This is a genomic window from Sphingobacterium sp. UBA7249 (assembly GCF_002472835.1).
GTDB classification, from domain to species: Bacteria; Bacteroidota; Bacteroidia; order Sphingobacteriales; family Sphingobacteriaceae; genus Sphingobacterium; species Sphingobacterium prati.
In genome coordinates this window covers 277548-295588 of sequence record NZ_DKST01000015.1, presented here as the reverse complement: position 1 = coordinate 295588, position 18041 = coordinate 277548, and the positions used below count along the sequence as shown (strand labels likewise).

At 40.7% G+C, this 18041-nt stretch carries 10 protein-coding genes and 1 riboswitch; of the genes, 7 read left to right on the top strand and 3 right to left on the bottom strand.

From position 1 onward, the window contains the following. Positions 1–60: 60 nt before the first annotated feature. Positions 61–795, bottom strand: coding sequence for an SIMPL domain-containing protein (locus B4A24_RS11980; protein WP_172394412.1), 735 nt, complete (start codon positions 793–795; stop codon positions 61–63). 93 nt (positions 796–888) lie between these two features. Here B4A24_RS11980 and B4A24_RS11975 point away from each other — a divergent pair, with 93 nt between their 5' ends. Together B4A24_RS11975 and B4A24_RS11970 are read left to right on the top strand one after the other, a co-directional pair. Further along, on the top strand, positions 889–3717 hold the full coding sequence (locus tag B4A24_RS11975) for a S9 family peptidase (protein ID WP_293945208.1): 2829 nt from the start codon (positions 889–891) through the stop codon (positions 3715–3717). A gap of 171 nt (positions 3718–3888) precedes the next feature. Next, positions 3889–6078, top strand: coding sequence for a glutamine synthetase III (locus B4A24_RS11970; protein ID WP_172394414.1), 2190 nt, complete (start codon positions 3889–3891; stop codon positions 6076–6078). A 94-nt stretch (positions 6079–6172) separates the two neighbouring features. Here B4A24_RS11970 and B4A24_RS11965 read toward each other — a convergent pair whose 3' ends face one another. Then, on the bottom strand, positions 6173–8623 hold the full coding sequence (locus B4A24_RS11965; RefSeq protein WP_293945207.1) for a TonB-dependent receptor: 2451 nt from the start codon (positions 8621–8623) through the stop codon (positions 6173–6175). A 356-nt stretch (positions 8624–8979) separates the two neighbouring features. On the opposite strand from B4A24_RS11965, the gene B4A24_RS11960 reads away from it, so the two are divergent. From B4A24_RS11960 to B4A24_RS11940, 5 genes are all read left to right on the top strand, one after another. Continuing rightward, positions 8980–11004 (top strand): FUSC family protein, encoded by a 2025-nt coding sequence (locus B4A24_RS11960; RefSeq protein WP_293945206.1) that lies wholly within the window; start codon positions 8980–8982, stop codon positions 11002–11004. A gap of 203 nt (positions 11005–11207) precedes the next feature. Next, positions 11208–11320, top strand: a riboswitch (SAM riboswitch). 10 nt (positions 11321–11330) lie between these two features. Then, entirely contained in the window at positions 11331–11465 is a 135-nt protein-coding gene (locus B4A24_RS11955; protein WP_293945205.1) for a hypothetical protein, read from the top strand. 113 nt (positions 11466–11578) lie between these two features. After that, the gene (locus B4A24_RS11950) at positions 11579–12889 is read left to right on the top strand and encodes an O-acetylhomoserine aminocarboxypropyltransferase/cysteine synthase family protein (protein WP_293945204.1); all 1311 of its coding nucleotides are present in this window, start codon (positions 11579–11581) and stop codon (positions 12887–12889) included. A gap of 27 nt (positions 12890–12916) precedes the next feature. Then, positions 12917–13960, top strand: coding sequence for a homoserine O-acetyltransferase family protein (locus B4A24_RS11945; protein WP_293945203.1), 1044 nt, complete (start codon positions 12917–12919; stop codon positions 13958–13960). Between the two features lie 39 nt (positions 13961–13999). Beyond that, positions 14000–15181, top strand: coding sequence for a homoserine dehydrogenase (locus tag B4A24_RS11940; protein WP_172394419.1), 1182 nt, complete (start codon positions 14000–14002; stop codon positions 15179–15181). Positions 15182–15326: 145 nt separating this feature from the next. Here the strand turns inward: B4A24_RS11940 and B4A24_RS11935 are convergent, their stop codons facing one another. Further along, on the bottom strand, positions 15327–17669 hold the full coding sequence (locus B4A24_RS11935) for a GH92 family glycosyl hydrolase (RefSeq protein WP_293945202.1): 2343 nt from the start codon (positions 17667–17669) through the stop codon (positions 15327–15329). Positions 17670–18041: the final 372 nt, after the last annotated feature.

The window sequence follows — 18041 nt, the reverse complement described above, 5'->3', positions numbered from 1 at the left end:
TTTGAACAAATTTCTCGTCAAAACCAATATTATACTGAAATACAGTCAAATAATTTTTCGTTAATTACTCAAAAAACTCGCCCTGACCGTTATATTCGCTGTTTTCTTTCGTGAAGTTGTATTAAAAGCACCTCCGGAAGAATATTCCTCATTGTCATTTTGACCTGTTATCTGAAAAATACCCAGATCAGCTTTTACTAGACTACCTAACCCGGCATTCGATTCTTTAGCGATATTATCCGCACGTTGGTGTGCATTCTTCGAAGCTTGGGAAATAAGTTCCAATTTTAGGTCCTCTAATTTTGAGTAGTAATAATTTGGGGTGCTCGAACTCAACTCTATTCCTTTCGAGATCAATGTCGATATCTCCCTTGAAGCATTGTCTACCTTATTCAGATCCTTGGATTCCACACTTACCGTCTGTGACAACGTATAGCCTGAAAATGTATTATACCCATTGCCTTTCCCATCGGTATGGTATTCAAAGTCTTTGGCGATATTTACAGCTTCAAAACGAATTTCGTCCACCTTAATCCCTTGCTGAACTAAAAAATCGCGTACCAGATCACGATCTGTTGCCAATTGGGCCGAAGCAGCACTTAATTCGAAGTTCTTTCTGCTAAATGTGGCGTTCCATTTTACCAAATCCGATTCAAAGTCCTTCTTAGCATTGCCATTTACAGTAATAGTCTGTGTGGATTTAAATTTATACCGGTAAGCATTGCCCAATATCCACGCAGTAAGGAGCACAACTACGCCTACTATGATAGAAACAATAATAGATGATGATTTCATAACCAGTTTTTTATATTTACGTAACAATGAATATACTAAAAAATCGACGTTTTTTTATTTTTTATAGATAAATTGCGACAAAAAGATTTAAACATGAATAAGAAAAATATCTGTATCCCATTCTGTTTTCTTGCGGCCTTCGCTGTCCACGCACAAAAGAAACCATTGGATCATACGGTATATGATAGCTGGCAAAGTATATCATCTCCCTATATCAGTAAATCCGGTAAATTCGTACTCTATCAAGTTTCTCCACAAGAGGGCGATAATCAACTCTTCCTAAAAACAAAAGAGAACAAAGAATTGATTCAGATCTCACGGGGATATAACGGTAAATTGACGGACTCAGAAAACCACTTAATCAGTTTAATAAAAGCACCCTTTGCCGTAACACGCGAGGCAAAAATCAAAAAGAAAAAAACAGAGGATTTTCCCAAAGACTCTTTGGCTATTTATAATTTAACAACTTCTTCACTCGTTAAATTTGCACAGGTCAAGTCCTTTAAGATTGCGGAACAAAATAGCAATTTTGTTTCCTTCCTTTTTGACAAAGAAGCGAACGAAAAAACAAACTCGTCCAAAAGCCCAGCAGATTCTACGCAAAACAAAAAAAATACAACGGATAAAAAGAAGAAGACAGTTGCGACATTAGCTTTATATGATCTCAATTCGGGAGATTCGGTCCAATTCTCTTTAGTCGATCAATATGAATGGAACAAAAACGGAACGAAACTTGTCTTTTCAAAGAAAACGGATGCGAAAGACAGCTTATCTAAAGAGTCTGGTGTTTATCTGTATGACATAGCTACTAAAAATCTGAAGAAAATATCAACGGGCAAAGGTGAGTACAAAAACTTCCGTTTTGATGAGACAGGTAATCAATTGGCTTATTTGGGAGATCTTTCCAAGGAAAAAGCGATGGTTAAAAATTACAACCTCTATTATTATACGAACAGCATAGATACTGCACAGTACTTAGCGACCAAAAATAGCACAGGCATTCCTAAAAATTGGGCTGTTAGCGGAGATGGGAATATCCGATTCAGCAAAAATGGCGAAAAACTTTTCTTCGGCATCGCCCCGATACCGCGTGTCAAAGATACCACATTGGTCGATTTTGAACACGCCAAAGTCGATGTATGGGGCTGGCAGGATGACTACTTACAGCCTATGCAATTGGTTAACTTGAAAAAAGATCTTTCCAAAAATTTTTTAGCGGTCACCTATCCCAAGAACAATCGTACTGTTATTCCGCTAACGGATGAAACCTTCAACGCAACAACGCTTACACCGGATGGAAATGCAGAATATATTTTGGCACGTACAGATTTTGGCAAGCGGATCGAAAGTCAGTGGAAAGGAGGCACAAAAGAGGATATCTACCTTGTTTCGACGAGAACAGGTCAAAGAGAACTCATTCTCTCCAACTTCTCGGGAAATGTAACCTTAAGTCCAGATGCGAAATATATCGTTTATTTTGATGAAGAGAAAGGGAGCTGGAATTCGTACCAGATCAGTTCGAAGAGAAAGACCGTATTAAATGAAGGTATCCCAGCCTCTTTTTCGGATGAAGAGAACGATATGCCTACGCCTGCCCAAGGGTATGGCATGGCGGCCTGGAGTCCAGATTATAAAGGTATCTATGTCAACTCGCGTTATGACATCTGGTATTTTAATCTGGATGGATCCAATAAATCCATCCTCACCAACGGTTATGGCGCGGCCGCCCAAACAACATTACGATATCTACCTTTGCGACGTGAAGAGGACCGTGATCAGCCATTGACATTGGATTATAAAAAAGGAGGTTTCCTGACATCATTTGATAACAAAACAAAGGAATCTGGTTTTTATCAATTTAAAGGTCAGCACAACGACCCCAAAAGGCTCTTTGTTGAGCCAAAGACATTTAAAAATATAAATGCCTCCGCTGACCAACAAACCATTCTTTACACAAAAGAAGATTATGTCAGTTCACCGAATATCTATATCAATAGTATTAAGTTCAAAGACGAATTGCAGCTGTCGGATATTAATAAGCAACAGGCAAACTATAATTGGGGCACTGCCGAACTCGTCCATTGGACCACACCGGCAGGCCATCAGGCTGAAGGTATTCTTTACAAACCGGAGAATTTTGATCCGGCAAAGAAATATCCGGTCATTGCTTATTTCTATGAGAAGCTTTCAGATGGTCTATACACCTACCAACCACCCGCCCCCACTCCTTCGCGGCTGAATATCCCGTACTTTGTGAGCAACGAGTATTTGGTATTTGCGCCTAATATCAGTTACGAAACTGGACATCCAGGAAAGTCAGCAGAAGAGTATATCAATTCCGGCATGCGTTATTTAGCGCAAAACTCCTGGGTGGATAGCACCAAAATGGGCATTCAGGGACAAAGTTGGGGGGGCTATCAGGTCGCACACCTGATTACGCGTACCAATATGTATGCTGCAGCATGGACCGGAGCTCCGGTTGTCAACATGACTTCCGCCTACGGGGGAATACGCTGGCAGTCGGGCATGTCGCGTCAATTCCAATATGAGCATACACAGAGTCGTATCGGTAAAACACTATGGGAAGCACCCGAACTGTACCTAGAGAATTCGCCACTATTCCATTTAGATAAGGTAAACACACCTGTTGTTATTATGGCCAACGACAACGATGGAGCTGTGCCCTGGTACCAAGGCATCGAAATGTTTACCGCATTGCGCAGGCTAAACAAGCCGGTCTGGATGTTGAACTATAATGGCGATGAACATAATTTAATTCAACGACAAAACAGAAAAGACATACAGATCCGCGAAAAGCAATTCTTCGATCATTACCTAAAAGGTGCTCCAGCGCCAAATTGGCTAAAGAAAGGAGTACCTGCCACCTTAAAAGGAATAGACTGGGGACTGGATTACAACTAAAAATACACAAGATAGGTCGATTTATCTGAATCGACCTATTTTTTTTAACCAAAAACCTACCACAAATACATATTTTATAAAAAAAATCAAAAAAAATTTCAGTTTTCCGTAAAAACACAATATTTTTGAAAAACAAAATCAACAAAACTGTAATTTAATTATAAAATACAAATGTCGAACCTAAGATTCAAAGCAGTAGAGGCAGCGGGCTCACGCCAGATTGCACAATTTGAAAAAGTTGAAACTAAAAAAGCAACTGACATCTACGGAAAGAACGTTTTTTCCGTGAACAAAATGAAAGACTACCTTCCTAAAAACTCATATAAGGAGTTAGTTGCATCCATTGAAGAGGGACAGATTATTTCTAGAGATTTAGCTGAGCACATTTCGCAAGCAATGAAGACTTGGGCACTTAATCACGGCGTTTCTCACTACACGCACTGGTTTCAACCACTGACAGGTTCGACAGCGGAAAAGCATGATGCATTTTTCGAACCAGATGAAAATGGCGAAGCAATCGAAAAATTCACTGCTGATGCTTTGGTTCAGCAAGAGCCAGATGCTTCATCCTTTCCAAATGGTGGTATCCGTAACACATTCGAAGCTAGAGGATATACAGCATGGGACCCATCTTCACCAGCATTTATCTACGAAACGGGTGCTGGTAAAACACTTTGTATACCCACAGTATTTGTTTCTTATACTGGTGAATCATTAGATTATAAAGCTCCTTTACTAAAAGCAATCAATGCCGTTGATAAAGCTGCAACTGACGTAGCACAATATTTTGACAAATCAATCACAAAAGTAAACGCTTCTCTTGGTATCGAGCAAGAATATTTTTTAGTTGACCTATCTTTATACAATGCACGCCCTGACCTTCAATTAACTGGCCGTACGTTATTTGGCCACATGTCTGCTAAAGGCCAACAATTGGAAGATCATTACTTTGGTGCGATTCCAGAGCGTGTATTAGCTTATATGGTTGATCTAGAAAACGAAGCACTAAAACTAGGTATTCCATTAAAAACGCGTCACAATGAGGTAGCACCCTCACAATTTGAGTGTGCACCAATGTACGAAGAGATCAACTTGGCAATTGACCACAATCAATTGTTGATGAACGTGATGGAGCAAGTTGCTTTGAGACACAACTTCAAAGTATTGTTACATGAAAAACCATATTCTGGTGTAAACGGTTCCGGAAAACACAACAACTGGTCTTTGATTACCAATACGGGTATCAACCTATTGTCTCCGGGCAAAACGCCTAAAAATAACTTGATGTTCCTGACATTCTTTGTCAATACTATCAAAGCCGTATTTGAAAATGCAGATTTAATGCGTGCGTCTATTGCAAGTGCCAGCAACGACCACCGTTTAGGTGCAAATGAAGCTCCGCCAGCAATTATTTCGATCTTCTTGGGTTCTCAATTAGATGAATTGTTGGAAGAAGTAGAATCAGCTCGTGTAGCGAAAAAAGTAAAAGCTGAAGCTAACTTGTGGCACGGCATCCCTAAAGTTCCAGAATTGAAGCTGGATAACACGGACCGTAACCGTACCTCACCTTTCGCATTTACTGGTAACAAGTTTGAGTTCCGCGCCGTAGGTTCCTCAGCAAACTCTGCCCTACCAATGACGGTATTAAATGCCATCGTTGCTGCACAATTAATCGAATTCAAAGCTGAGGTAGACAAACAGATCAAAAAAGGTACGAAAAAAGACCTTGCGATCTTAAATGTTGTCCGTAAATACATCAAAGATTCTAAAGCAATCCGTTTTGAAGGAAATGGATACAGCGAAGAGTGGGAAAAAGAAGCAGCAGCACGTGGTCTTTCAAACATCAAATCTACACCTAAGGCATTAGACGTTTATGTAAAAGAAGAGTCATTGGCTTTATTTGAGTCATTGGGTATCTATACAAAACGTGAATCAGAAGCTCGCCATGAAATCTTGTTAGAAAACTTCTACAAGAAACTTCAAATTGAGGCCCGCGTTATTGAAGAAATGGTTAATAACCAAATCGCACCTGCATGTTTCACTTACCAAAATGAACTAATCGAAAATGTAAAAGGTCTTAAAGACCTAGGACTTGCGCAAGCAGCATTTAGTTCACAGCTGAATTTTGTGGAGCGTATCTCAACACACGTAAACACCATTCTGGAACAAGCTGAAGCCATGCGTCAAGAACGTAAAAAAGCAAACCAGATCGACGATGTACGTGAACGGTCAATCGCTTATGACGAATTGGTAAAACCATATTTTGACGTGATCCGTTACCATGTCAACAAATTAGAAAAAATCGTTGACGATAAAAAATGGCCTCTTCCAAAATTGAGAGAGATCTTATTCTTAAGCTAATCGCTTCATACAAAAACAAGAAGAGCATTCCGGCTGGAATGCTCTTCTTGTTTTACTATACGGACAGTTAGTTTGAACAAAACCCTACCGGCCGCTATTTTTTCAAACGGTTATCCTCATCATTATTTCCGGCACGCTTATTCACGGATTTAATATTGATGTTTCCAAAACGGTAAGAAAGTGAAAGCCGGATCACTCTACTATCATACCCATTGCGAATGCGATAATCTCCGTTTTCCTGAACACTAGACAAGCGACGCTGACCTCTGGTATTCAAAATATCGTTGACAGCCAACTTGATATTCAGCTTTTTGTCGAAAAATGTTTTCCCTGCTCCAAGATCGACCCCATAGTAAGATTGAAAACTAAACACACCATAGACAGCCGGAGAGAAATAATTTGCGGTCAGTTCCACATTGGTTGTCTCTCCAATACGGATATCATGATTGGAGCTCACCTGAAAAGATAGTTTTTCCAATTGCCGCTGAGCACCCGAACGCTCGTCAAAATTATATTTGCTGTAGAACGCAGTCAAGTTGTTGGAAGTAGTCCACCATTTAAGTACTTTAACCGGTATATTGATATTCATATTGTAATAGTCGAAATAGGTCAGGTTTCGATCTGTCTGTGCAATGGCTTTGGTTTCTGAATTGCTTTCAATTACCTGAGTGATCGCATCGTTGGTCCTCTTATAGCCAAGGCTCAACAAATAACGCTCTTTAAAGGTGTAATTCAATTCATAGGAGTTGGTATATTGAGGATTCAAATAAGGATTACCGTATTGATAGGTATATTGGTCCAGGTAGTAGATAAAGGGATTCAACGCACCATAATCCGGCCGGTCTATCCTTCGGCTATAACTTAGACCAAGCTTATGATTATCGCTGATCTGTTGCTGTATAAATACCGTTGGAAAGAAATCCGTATAATTACGTTTTGTCTGCTGTCCTAAGGTGACTGAATTGCCCAATGAACTGGTATTTTCAACACGGAGACCCGTTTGCACAGAAAACTTTCCAAAGGACTTATTCAAGGTAAGATATGCCGCCGCAATGTTTTCGTTGTATAAAAACTGATTACTCTGATCTTCATTTCGGACAAATTCCCCAGTTGTGTTTTGATCCTCGTAGACCAGATTATTATCTGTTTTTACGCGGCTGTATTTTAAACCCGCTTCGAGTTTTGTCGTTTTATCAAAAGGATGGACAAAATCGGTTTTGAAAACTAAAATTTTGGTATTGGATAACATATCGTTTCGGAATACCTTTGGCGTCTTAAATTCCACCCAATTTGGATCCAGGAAACGATTTTTCACCGTGCTGTTATCGTGATTTTTGGAATACGAATAATCTGCATTGGCTGTTAGCTCAGTCCCCAAGGTATCGAATGTCTGTTTGTAATTGAGGTTATAAGCCAGGTAGTGATAGCCGAAATCCGAAAAGTTGCTCCCCTGTACCACGGAGTCCAATTTTCCTTTTTGTGAAGCAATCAGATTATCCCCTTGTCGTGTTGAATTGCCGCTGCTGACATTACCATTGACAACAAAACCCAATACCTGCTGTTCGCCGAGGTTAAAATCAGCAGCGAATTTAAAATTATGCGCACGGTAACGAAATTTGGAGTAAGAATCTGAATTGAAATAAGTGGTCCCCGTTGAATCATTGACAGAGCGATCGATCGTTAAATCATTAAATCCTAAACTGTTATTATAATTATAGGACGCGAAAATATTCGCCCAATTATTTCGATGATTGACTAAGAAACCGCCGTCACCTTTCGTATATTTCCCCTGTCCCAGATTCAGATTTAGGCTAACATTGCTACCAAATTGCGTATTTTTTTTTGTTTTGATATTGATAATACCTGCATTACCGGCGGCATCGTATTTCGCCGGTGGATTGGTCAGTACCTCAATCGAAGCAATTGAATTTGAAGCCGTATTTTCCAGCAATCGGCTAACTTCATCTGCCGAAAGATAAGTAGGCTTACCATCAATCATAATAATTACGTTACTTTTTCCGCGGAGATTGATTTTTTTATTATCCAAAGTAACCCCTGGAACTTTTTGCAGGAGTTCCAATGCATTATTCCCCGTCGCCAAGATACTGTTCTCCACATTCAGCACAATTTTATCAATTTGACTTTCAATTAAAGGTTTCTTACCAACAACCTGAGCCTCGCTCAGCACTTTCGATACGGCCTCTAAACGAATGGTATCCAAAGACAATATATCACCCTTCTTTAGGGTTATTTCACTGGAACTGTAAGTCGTATACCCCACCGCCGAAACCTGCATCGTATATTTACCTTCGGGCACCCCAAAAAATTCAACTCCTCCATTCTCCTTAGACACGGCTCCTTTCAGCGGGATACCACCGGGATTACGGAGCAGTGAAATACTCGCCGCAGCAAGCGGTCCACCATCTCGGCCAACCACAACCGCATTTAACTTCCCGCCATTCGATTGTGCAGAAACAGTTCCCAAAAAGGAAAATAGCATGATAATAATAGCGAATAGCAGCAGTTTATTTTTATTTAGCTTCATAACATAATTTCTTTATTCCATCAACTGGATAGTCATTGTTTATTTAGATGACAACAAACATCGTGTATTCATTACACCTTGACCAGTGGAAATAGACGGATACCCTAAAACCGTCGGCGGATGGCTAAATAAGCTCGGTAAATTGCTTTTTAGGTTTTCTCGACCACATCATACTATTCATCCCAAAAAAGTATCGGTACATTTCTTTCAGACGCGCCGGAAAACAATACTGCACATGTCAACTGTTTCGAAATAAAAATTCAAAAAATCAACAATATTCAAAATAAATAAAATGAATACACAAAATATTAAGCATAATATTTGTATTTTTGCATCGAAAATTAGTAAACTGATTGATGGGCATTGTATCATTAAAGAAAAGATTTTACCGTATTTATAGCCAAGTTACGCGATTTATCCAAGGTGAACACTTTGGTGATGCATTACGTAATGTCTCCATCAGTATTCTTCCAAGCCTGACCATTTATTTATTGGGCACTCCCGCAGGCACCGCTATTGGTATTGGTGTCGGCTCCTTGTTGACTACACTGACTGATCCTCCAGGCAACCGAAAGGATAAACTATCCTCCGCCCTGGTCTGCATTCCCACTTTCTTTTTTGCGTCATTTCTTACAGCATACTTCTTCCCTTACCATTGGCCTTTGGTTATTCTGCTGAGTGTAGCGGGATTTACCTTTACTTTATATGGTTTGTTCGGACCACGTTATGCTGCTATCGGCAACATGGCATTGATCTTAATGAGTTTTGTCATCGGCTTGGCACCAAAACATCCGCTGGAAGTGAGCTTGCAAATTACGACCGGCGCGGCGATCTATTATGCATTTAGCCTACTACAGGCCTATATAAGGCCGTATCGCTCCCTAAAACATGCGATGGCCAATGGCTTTCAGGGCTTATCTCAATTTTTACTGATCCGCGCGCAATCCTATGATCCCGCTATTCCACTGGATGTTACCTATAGTCGTGTGGGAAAAATCCACGGCCAGATCAGTGAGCAGCAAGAGCAGATACGTTCCTTGCTATTCCGTGAGAAAAAAATCATCGGCCATCAATGGCCTAAGAGTAATTATTGGCTGAGTCAGGTTTATGGTCTAATTGATCTACACGAGCTTATTATTGCGCTTGATCATGACTATGATGCCATTCGGAAGAATCTTGCCGATACTGGAAGCCTTCCTCTGATCCGCCGTGCAATAAAATTACTGGCACTGGAAATCGACAGCTTTTCACAACCGCATAAAAGGTTCCGCTATGCACAACAATTGTATTATAATACGATTAAACTGAATGAGTTATTGAACGAGCTCAAAAATATTCAGCAGCAGCAAGTCGGATCAGCCGGCCCGATCCTATCGGCTATCATCAACAACATGGAATCTATTCTTGAAGCACTCCGCCGAATCCAGGTTGCATTTTATCAGAATCAGGAAATTCAGGACAAAATCGGTACCGAGGAATATCAACAATTTATCAATCGTCCCCTGGGCAGTCTAGGGGAGATCAAAGATAAGCTTCACCTAAAAAATCCATTGTTTCGTTTTGCACTCCGCATGGCTATACTTTTTGGTATTGGTGCGTTGATCGGGATTCTGTTTCTGGATTTCAAATATACCTATTGGATCTTATTGACGATTGCCATCGTGGCAAGGCCAGCATTTTCGATGACCAAGACCCGCAATATCGAACGTATTGCCGGGACATTTTCAGGTATTTTGATTGGCATCTCCTGTTTGGCTTGCTTCGAAAGTCTCCCCTTATTACTTACTTTATCGGCAACGGGTCTCTTCGGATTCTTTTTATTCAACCGATCCAACTATATGATCAGTGTAGTTTTTATCACACTGGGTGTTGTCATTGCACTAAATTTATTCGAAGGTAATATTAATCTTATTCTCGGTAGCCGTATGGCTTTTACCCTCGTTGGCGCACTGCTCACCATCGCAGGATATTTCCTGATTCCCGTGCGCCAAAGCTCAAGCATGGTCCACCTGGCCAAGGAGGTTGCACGCTACAACCAGCATTATTTTCAGATGATCAACAAGCGCCTATCCGACAACCTGCAGAGCTCCTTTGATATCAGGTTAGCACGAAAAAAAGCACAAACGGCAATGGCTCTATTTTCTGATTCCATTAACCAAATGAAGAAGGAACCTGAGCATAAGTGGATTGATTGGTCCCATATTCACCACTTTCAGGCACTCTCCTACCGCATCAACTCGCACCTGGTCGGGCTTTCGATTTCCATCAGCAAAAATCCTAAAGTCCTGCACAACGACATTTATAACCGAATAGATGAGCTAAAACCGCTTTTGACAGATTTGGATCAAATCGCGGAACATATTGCGCTCGCTAAAAGGTAGTAGAAAATCCTGCTTTAAAACAGCAAATAAACCTATGATTTCAGCTCAGCATCTATTTTCGTAGGCTGTGGCGAACATGTATTTACAAAATAGTTTTAATTAAAAAAAATGATTTTCTTTTGCATTAATAGAAAAGAAGTTTATATTTGCAATGTCTTCAAATGAAGATTTCTAATCAACACCTTCCTTAATCAGCAGGTCTTGATTTATAAAGAAGTGGCGAGAGACTGGCTCTATGACCCACTGGCAACCTTCAATTTGGTTGAAAAGGTGCCAAATCCTGTCCAAAGCAATATCGTTTTGGAGCATATAAATGAAATAAGACAATGATTATTACATTACAGAAAACCATCAACAATTTAGGTTTGTTTCAGACAAACCAGCCAACAGGTAAAGATGCGACACATAGCAATGCCATGTCTATGCGAATGCGCATGCATACGCACCTTCCAACTTGTTAAGAATCATTTTCCTTTTTCCCGGATCACGATATTAACAGACCTTTTCAACAGGTGTGTATGCTTTCTTTTTTTCTTGTGAATACTTTTTTTGAACCCTTAAAATCTGATATATTATGTCTTCCAACAAAAATTTAAAATTCGAAACCTTACAAGTTCACGCCGGCCAAGTGGCAGATCCTACTACTGGATCCAGGGCTGTACCTATATATCAAACTTCTTCATTTGTCTTTGAAAATGCCGAGCATGGAGCCAACTTATTTGCGCTGAAACAATTTGGCAATATCTATACGCGGATCATGAATCCCACGACGGATGTTTTCGAACAACGTATCGCTGCATTAGAAGGCGGGGTTGCGGCATTAGCTGTTGCATCCGGACAGGCAGCACAATTTATTGCTTTAAACAATATCCTTGAAAACGGCGATAACTTTGTGGCAGGCTCTAATCTATATGGCGGTACCTTCAATCAGTTTAAAGTTGCTTTTAAACGATTGGGTATCGAAGCCCGTTTTGCCACAGATGCCGAAGCCGATAAAATTGAAGCACTTATTGACGACAAAACCAAAGCAATTTATGTGGAGACGATCGGCAATCCGAGTTTTAATATTCCTGATTTTGAAAAAATAGCGGCTGTTGCTAAGAAATACGATTTACCGTTAATTGTCGACAATACTTTTGGTGCCGGTGGTTACCTGTTCAAACCCCTGGAATATGGTGCCCATGTGGTCGTTGAATCCGCAACAAAATGGATTGGCGGTCATGGAACAAGTATCGGCGGTGTGATCGTTGATGGTGGAAACTATAACTGGGGTAATGGAAAATATCCACAATTTTCCGAACCATCCGAAAGTTATCACGGACTGGTCTTCTCCGAAGTATTTGGTGAAAAGGGACCTTTTGGCAATATCCAATTTGCTATCCGCGCCCGTGTTGAAGGTCTACGTGATTTTGGTCCGGCCCTGTCGCCATTCAACTCCTTTTTACTACTACAAGGACTTGAAACATTGTCCTTGCGTGTGCAACGTCATGTGGATAATACCTTAGAGGTCGCCAAATGGCTCGAGGCTCACCCACAGGTAGAAAAGGTAAATTATCCGGGATTAAAAAGTTCACCAAGTTTTGCAAATGCGCAAAAATATCTTAAAAATGGTTATGGTGCAGTCCTCTCCTTCCAATTAAAGGGGGATGCTGCTCAAAAAGCAAATGCTTTTATTGACAGCCTGGAGCTCATCAGCCATTTGGCCAACGTAGGTGATACCAAATCATTGATCATCCATCCATCAGCGACTACGCATCAACAGTTAAGTGATGCGGATCAGGCAAATGCGGGTGTATTTCCGGGATTGTTGCGCCTTTCAGTGGGGATAGAACATATTGATGACATTAAAGCTGACCTGCAACAAGCATTCGAAAAGATCAAATAATCAGATACAGTCCTAAATTTAAACGTAATGAGCAGGCATATATATCAGCACCACGAGCCCTTTGTATTTGAAAACGGCAGGGAGCTTGTCAATTTACAGATCAGCTATGAAGTATTTGGAAAACTGAACGCAGACCGTAGCAATGTGGTCTGGGTCTGTCATGCCTTGACGGCGAATGCGAATGTGTTGGACTGGTGGCCGGGTCTTTTTGGAACAGATGAGCTGTTTAATCCCAATGACTACTATATCGTATGTGCAAATGTAATTGGATCAGCCTATGGGAGTAGCAATCCCTTATCTATCAATCCGGCAACGGGCCAGCCTTATTATCTTTCTTTTCCCGAATTTACGGTAAAAGATCTTGTCAATGCCCATCAGTTGCTCGCAGCGCATCTGGATATCAACCAAATTGAAGTTTTAATCGGCGGATCACTGGGTGGCCAACAAGCATTGGAATGGGCCGCTTCCAAAACGATCGCCATCAACCAACTCATTGTTGTGGGAACAAATGCAGTACATTCTCCCTGGGGTATTGCTTTTAATGAAAGTCAACGTTTGGCCATCACAGCAGACCGGACTTTCTATGCTAATCATCCTGATGGCGGCGCGAAAGGGCTAAAAGTCGCGCGTTCGATTGCATTGTTGTCCTATCGCAATTACACCACTTATGATCATACGCAACGGGATAATGATGGAAATAAAGTAAATGATTATAAAGCTGCTTCTTATCAAAATTATCAAGGCGAAAAACTGGTTAAACGGTACAATGCATACAGCTACTTCTACTTGACAAAGGCGATGGATAGCCACAATTTAGCACGGGGAAGGGCTTCCTTAGAGGCAGCATTGGCAGGTATTAACTGCTCAACCTTGGTACTAGGGATCAATACGGATATGTTATTCCCTGCAGATGAACAGAAATTTATTGCCCAACATATTCCAAATGCTAGTTACCAGGAGATCGAATCCACCTATGGTCACGATGGATTTTTGATCGAGACAAAAAAACTAACAGCAATTATCCATAATTTTTTAGAAAATAAGAAGGAGTATATCAACGAATTAGTATAAGAGAAATAAACAATAATATAAGAGCATACAAGAAGAGATATGAGTAATAAATTAACGATAGGGATGTTCGGTTTTGGCGTTGTAGGTCAAGGTCTCTACGACATTATAAAAACTAAAAATCTAAATCTGGAAATCAAAAAATTTGTCATTAAAAATGCGGATAAAAAACGTTCACTACCAGCCGATCTATTTTCGACTGATCCAGAGGCAATCTTGAGCGATCCGGAAATCAATACTGTTGTTGAATTGATTGATGACGCCGAAGCAGCTTACAAGCTGACTGTACGCGCATTGAGATCAGGCAAAAATGTAGTATCTGCGAATAAAAAAATGATTGCTAACCACCTTGAGGAGCTGGTGGATATTCAACATGAATATGGCAGTAGCCTGCTTTATGAGGGAGCGGTCTGTGGAAGCATACCTATTATCCGAAATTTAGAAGAATATTACGACAATGAGCTTCTACATTCGGTCAGCGGTATTTTTAACGGCTCTTCCAACTATATTCTTTCCAAAGTTTTCAATGAAAATCAACTTTATACAGACGCGTTAAAAAAAGCACAGGAACTCGGCTTCGCAGAAACAGATCCTACACTTGACGTCGGCGGATACGATCCTAAATTTAAAGTCTGTATCGTCGCTTCACATGCCTATGGCATCTATGTTAAACCAGATGATGTATTCAACATCGGTATCGACAAATTAGGCCAACAGGATATTCGTTTTGCAAAAGAAAAGAACTTTAAAATCAAATTGATCCCTACGGCCAAAGAGATCGATGGCAATAAAGTCGTGCTTTATGTATTACCTCGTTTGGTAGGCAAAGAAAGTATGCTGTATAACGTAGAAAATGAAAATAACGGTGTGCTGGTTAAAGCTGCATTTGCAGACGAACAATTCTTTTACGGTAAAGGTGCCGGCGGTCATCCGACGGGTTCTGCGGTCCTGTCCGATATTGCAGCGCTACGTTATGGCTACCGCTATGAATATAAAAAGCATTTAGAATCCAGCGCCTTAAATTATAGTCAGGATTACCTGATCAAGGTTTATTTGAGATACACCGATGATCAACTGATCGAAAAGCTGAATTTCAACGAGATTACTGAAAGATATTACGCAGCAGATTTCAAATATGTAATCGGCCACATTAATCTTCAACAAATTGCTGCCCATAAGGCCGATTTGGACCAAGAGGGCAATTTCATTGCAGAGATCGCGTAGGCAATCAACAAACCAACCTACCTACGGGGTGTCCGATTATTTTGGACACCCCTATTTTTTATTTTATATACGTTCCAAAGGCTTTTTGAAATGTGCTATCCGATGCAGGATTTCCATTTACCCATCAGCACTCTTCTTTTACCACTTAGTTTCCACGCGCACTACTTTTTAAGTTCAGCGTCATGACACCACCTTTAACCAGTTGTTCAAAGGGAAGCTGCCATCCGGTCCAGGCTTTATTATTCAGGCGGACCTGATCAACATAGTAACTATCCGGGGCCTCTTTTTCAACCTGAATCGTGAATTTATTTTTTCGTAATGCCTTGGGAAGCTGTATGGTAATTTTATCAAATAAAGGCGCCCCAATCTGAAATGCCGGATTTTCTGTCGTTAAACTTCTTACGTCGAATAATCCAATCCCCGATAAAACATACCAAGCCCCCAATTGTCCCTGATCTTCATCCTGTCCGTAGCCGTAACCGTGAACAGGCTCCGTGCCATAAAATTCATTTGAAATCGCCCGCACCCATTTTTGGCTTAGGTCAGGTCTCCCTGAAAAATAAAACAACCAGGAGATATGCAAGTTGGGCTGATTTCCGTGATTATAGAGACTCTCAATACCGGCAAAGGCATCAATTTGGGTTCCACCTCCAAAGACATTCCGCTGGGATACCGTAAATATGCTGTCCAAACGTTGGTTGAATAAGTCTTTTCCGACCAGTTTGACCAGATCTTGGGGAACGTGCGGTACATAAAAAGTATATTGCCAAGCATTTCCCTCCTGAAATCCACGCCAGGGTTGATAGGGATTAAAGTTCGGAATAAAGTCTCCCTTACTGTCCTTTGGCCGTATAAATTTAGTTGAAGGATCATATAATCCTTTCCATGCGTCTGAAAGCTTTAGAAACTTCTTATAATCTGCATCACGACCAAGTGACTTGGCGTATTGCGCAGCAGCAGCTGCCGAAAAGGCATATTCCAAGGTATGAGAAGCGCCAAAAGGTGATCCTTGGGTTAATAATTCAGGACTACCGGTATTGTCCTCGATATAAGGTGAATAACCTTTTTCAACAAACACCCCCACATCAAGCTTCCCTGCTCCCGGAATCCGTCCACGTGATTCAAGTTCATTTTTCCGAACAGCTTCATAGGCAAAATTTGTATCGTAATTCCGTATTCCGACATTATATGCTGCAGCAATTGCCAAGCCCGTAAAATTGGTACCCACACCGGAAACATACTTACTATTGGCGATACCGTCACCGAGCCAGCCCGCATCGCGGTACACCAGCAGCTGACTTTGTATCCAATCGTTGTAATAATCAGGATAGGCGATGGACCAGAGTTGTGTCAGGTTCCAAAATGCTCCCCAGATCGCATCTGTATTATAGTGCTGATGAACCGGCTTCCCTTGCGCATTTAATGCAATCTGGCCTACAGAGCCATCATTTTTTGGATAAGCCCCATTAATATCACTGGCAAGTCCCCGTCCAAGTAAAGCATGATATAATCCGGTATAAAATTTAACCCGGTCCTCTTCTTTACCACCTTCCACCAATATCCTTCCCATTTCATTGTTCCAGGTATTCAGTGCTTCGGATTTCGCCTTATCAAATGTCAGCCCCTTTGCCTCCTGCTCCAAATTTAACCGTGCGTTATCTACCGAAGTATAGGACAAACCGGTTTTGATGGTGATAGATTCATCCGATCCTGTATCGAATCGCAAAAACAGTCCCGCTCCTTGCCCCCGTATGTTTTTCTTCTCCTCAAAAATCGCGTTGTCCTTAAATGTTCCATAAGATTTTGGCCGCTTGCTGACTTCAGCAAAGAAATACATCTTCACAGTAGCGCCTTGTTGATATTTTTGGACATATACCGGGTTTGTCACCACGTATCCCCATACACATTGATTATCGTAATTTACTTCGGCATCGACCACTGGTCCGCTCTCGCCCATCACATGTCCAATATCAAATATAATATTGGCCGCATCGGTTTTTGGAAAGGTATAACGATGGAAACCTACCCTTTTTGTCGCCGTTAGCTCGGCGAGGATTCCGTAATCTTTCAGTTTCACCCGATAGTAACCTGATGTGGCAAATTCATCTTTTTTGTCAAATGATGAGCGATAACCACCTTGCGGCTGATCCAACTTGCCAGGAATAGTCCTGATCTCACCAACAGATGGAGCAAAGACAATTCCACCAATTTGGAACTCGTGAAAATTGGTAAAGCCTTCGATACTACTGTGTCTATCATCATAGCCTACCGCCTCCCAACCAGACTTATTACCATAACTTCCATTCGTGCTTGGAGCTAACTTGGCCATGCCAAAGGGTACTGCTGCTGGTGTATAAAAAAAATATCGGCTATGGACGGATCCAATATTAGGTTTTACCAATGTAGTTAAATCAAACTTCTGCTGCCCAAGCGCAGACATCACAGTGGATAGCATGCAAAGGAAATAAAATATAAGACGCTTTATCATCGTAGTCAATTAGGTTTAAAAACAAATTTACAAAAATAAAACTATGTATAAACATTAAAACAAAAAGATAAATAAAAAAACAAGCAACAGAATAGGTCATAGTACTCCATGGGTAGTAAAAATTTAAATATGGATTTAATTACACCACATTATAAGTCAGATAGGATAGGTATTTTTTTATTTAATCTTGTATATACATAATAAATAACATTCATAGTAGATGGTCAAGCTTCATCACAATCAAAATGGCGATAACTTGACCTGGTTTGGTTGTCGAATAACCGAGCCCCCCTAGATGATTTAGAACAAAATTGTACGAATGGTACGAGAAGAACGATATACCGAGTGGATCCAGAAAATTCAAAGTTACAG

Coding starts and splice junctions, on each gene's coding strand:
- B4A24_RS11980 (WP_172394412.1), bottom strand. CDS start 795: ATGAAATCATCATCTATTATTGTTTCTATCATAGTAGGCGTAGTTGTG.
- B4A24_RS11975 (WP_293945208.1), top strand. CDS start 889: ATGAATAAGAAAAATATCTGTATCCCATTCTGTTTTCTTGCGGCCTTC.
- B4A24_RS11970 (WP_172394414.1), top strand. CDS start 3,889: ATGTCGAACCTAAGATTCAAAGCAGTAGAGGCAGCGGGCTCACGCCAG.
- B4A24_RS11965 (WP_293945207.1), bottom strand. CDS start 8,623: ATGAAGCTAAATAAAAATAAACTGCTGCTATTCGCTATTATTATCATG.
- B4A24_RS11960 (WP_293945206.1), top strand. CDS start 8,980: ATGGGCATTGTATCATTAAAGAAAAGATTTTACCGTATTTATAGCCAA.
- B4A24_RS11955 (WP_293945205.1), top strand. CDS start 11,331: ATGATTATTACATTACAGAAAACCATCAACAATTTAGGTTTGTTTCAG.
- B4A24_RS11950 (WP_293945204.1), top strand. CDS start 11,579: ATGTCTTCCAACAAAAATTTAAAATTCGAAACCTTACAAGTTCACGCC.
- B4A24_RS11945 (WP_293945203.1), top strand. CDS start 12,917: ATGAGCAGGCATATATATCAGCACCACGAGCCCTTTGTATTTGAAAAC.
- B4A24_RS11940 (WP_172394419.1), top strand. CDS start 14,000: ATGAGTAATAAATTAACGATAGGGATGTTCGGTTTTGGCGTTGTAGGT.
- B4A24_RS11935 (WP_293945202.1), bottom strand. CDS start 17,669: ATGATAAAGCGTCTTATATTTTATTTCCTTTGCATGCTATCCACTGTG.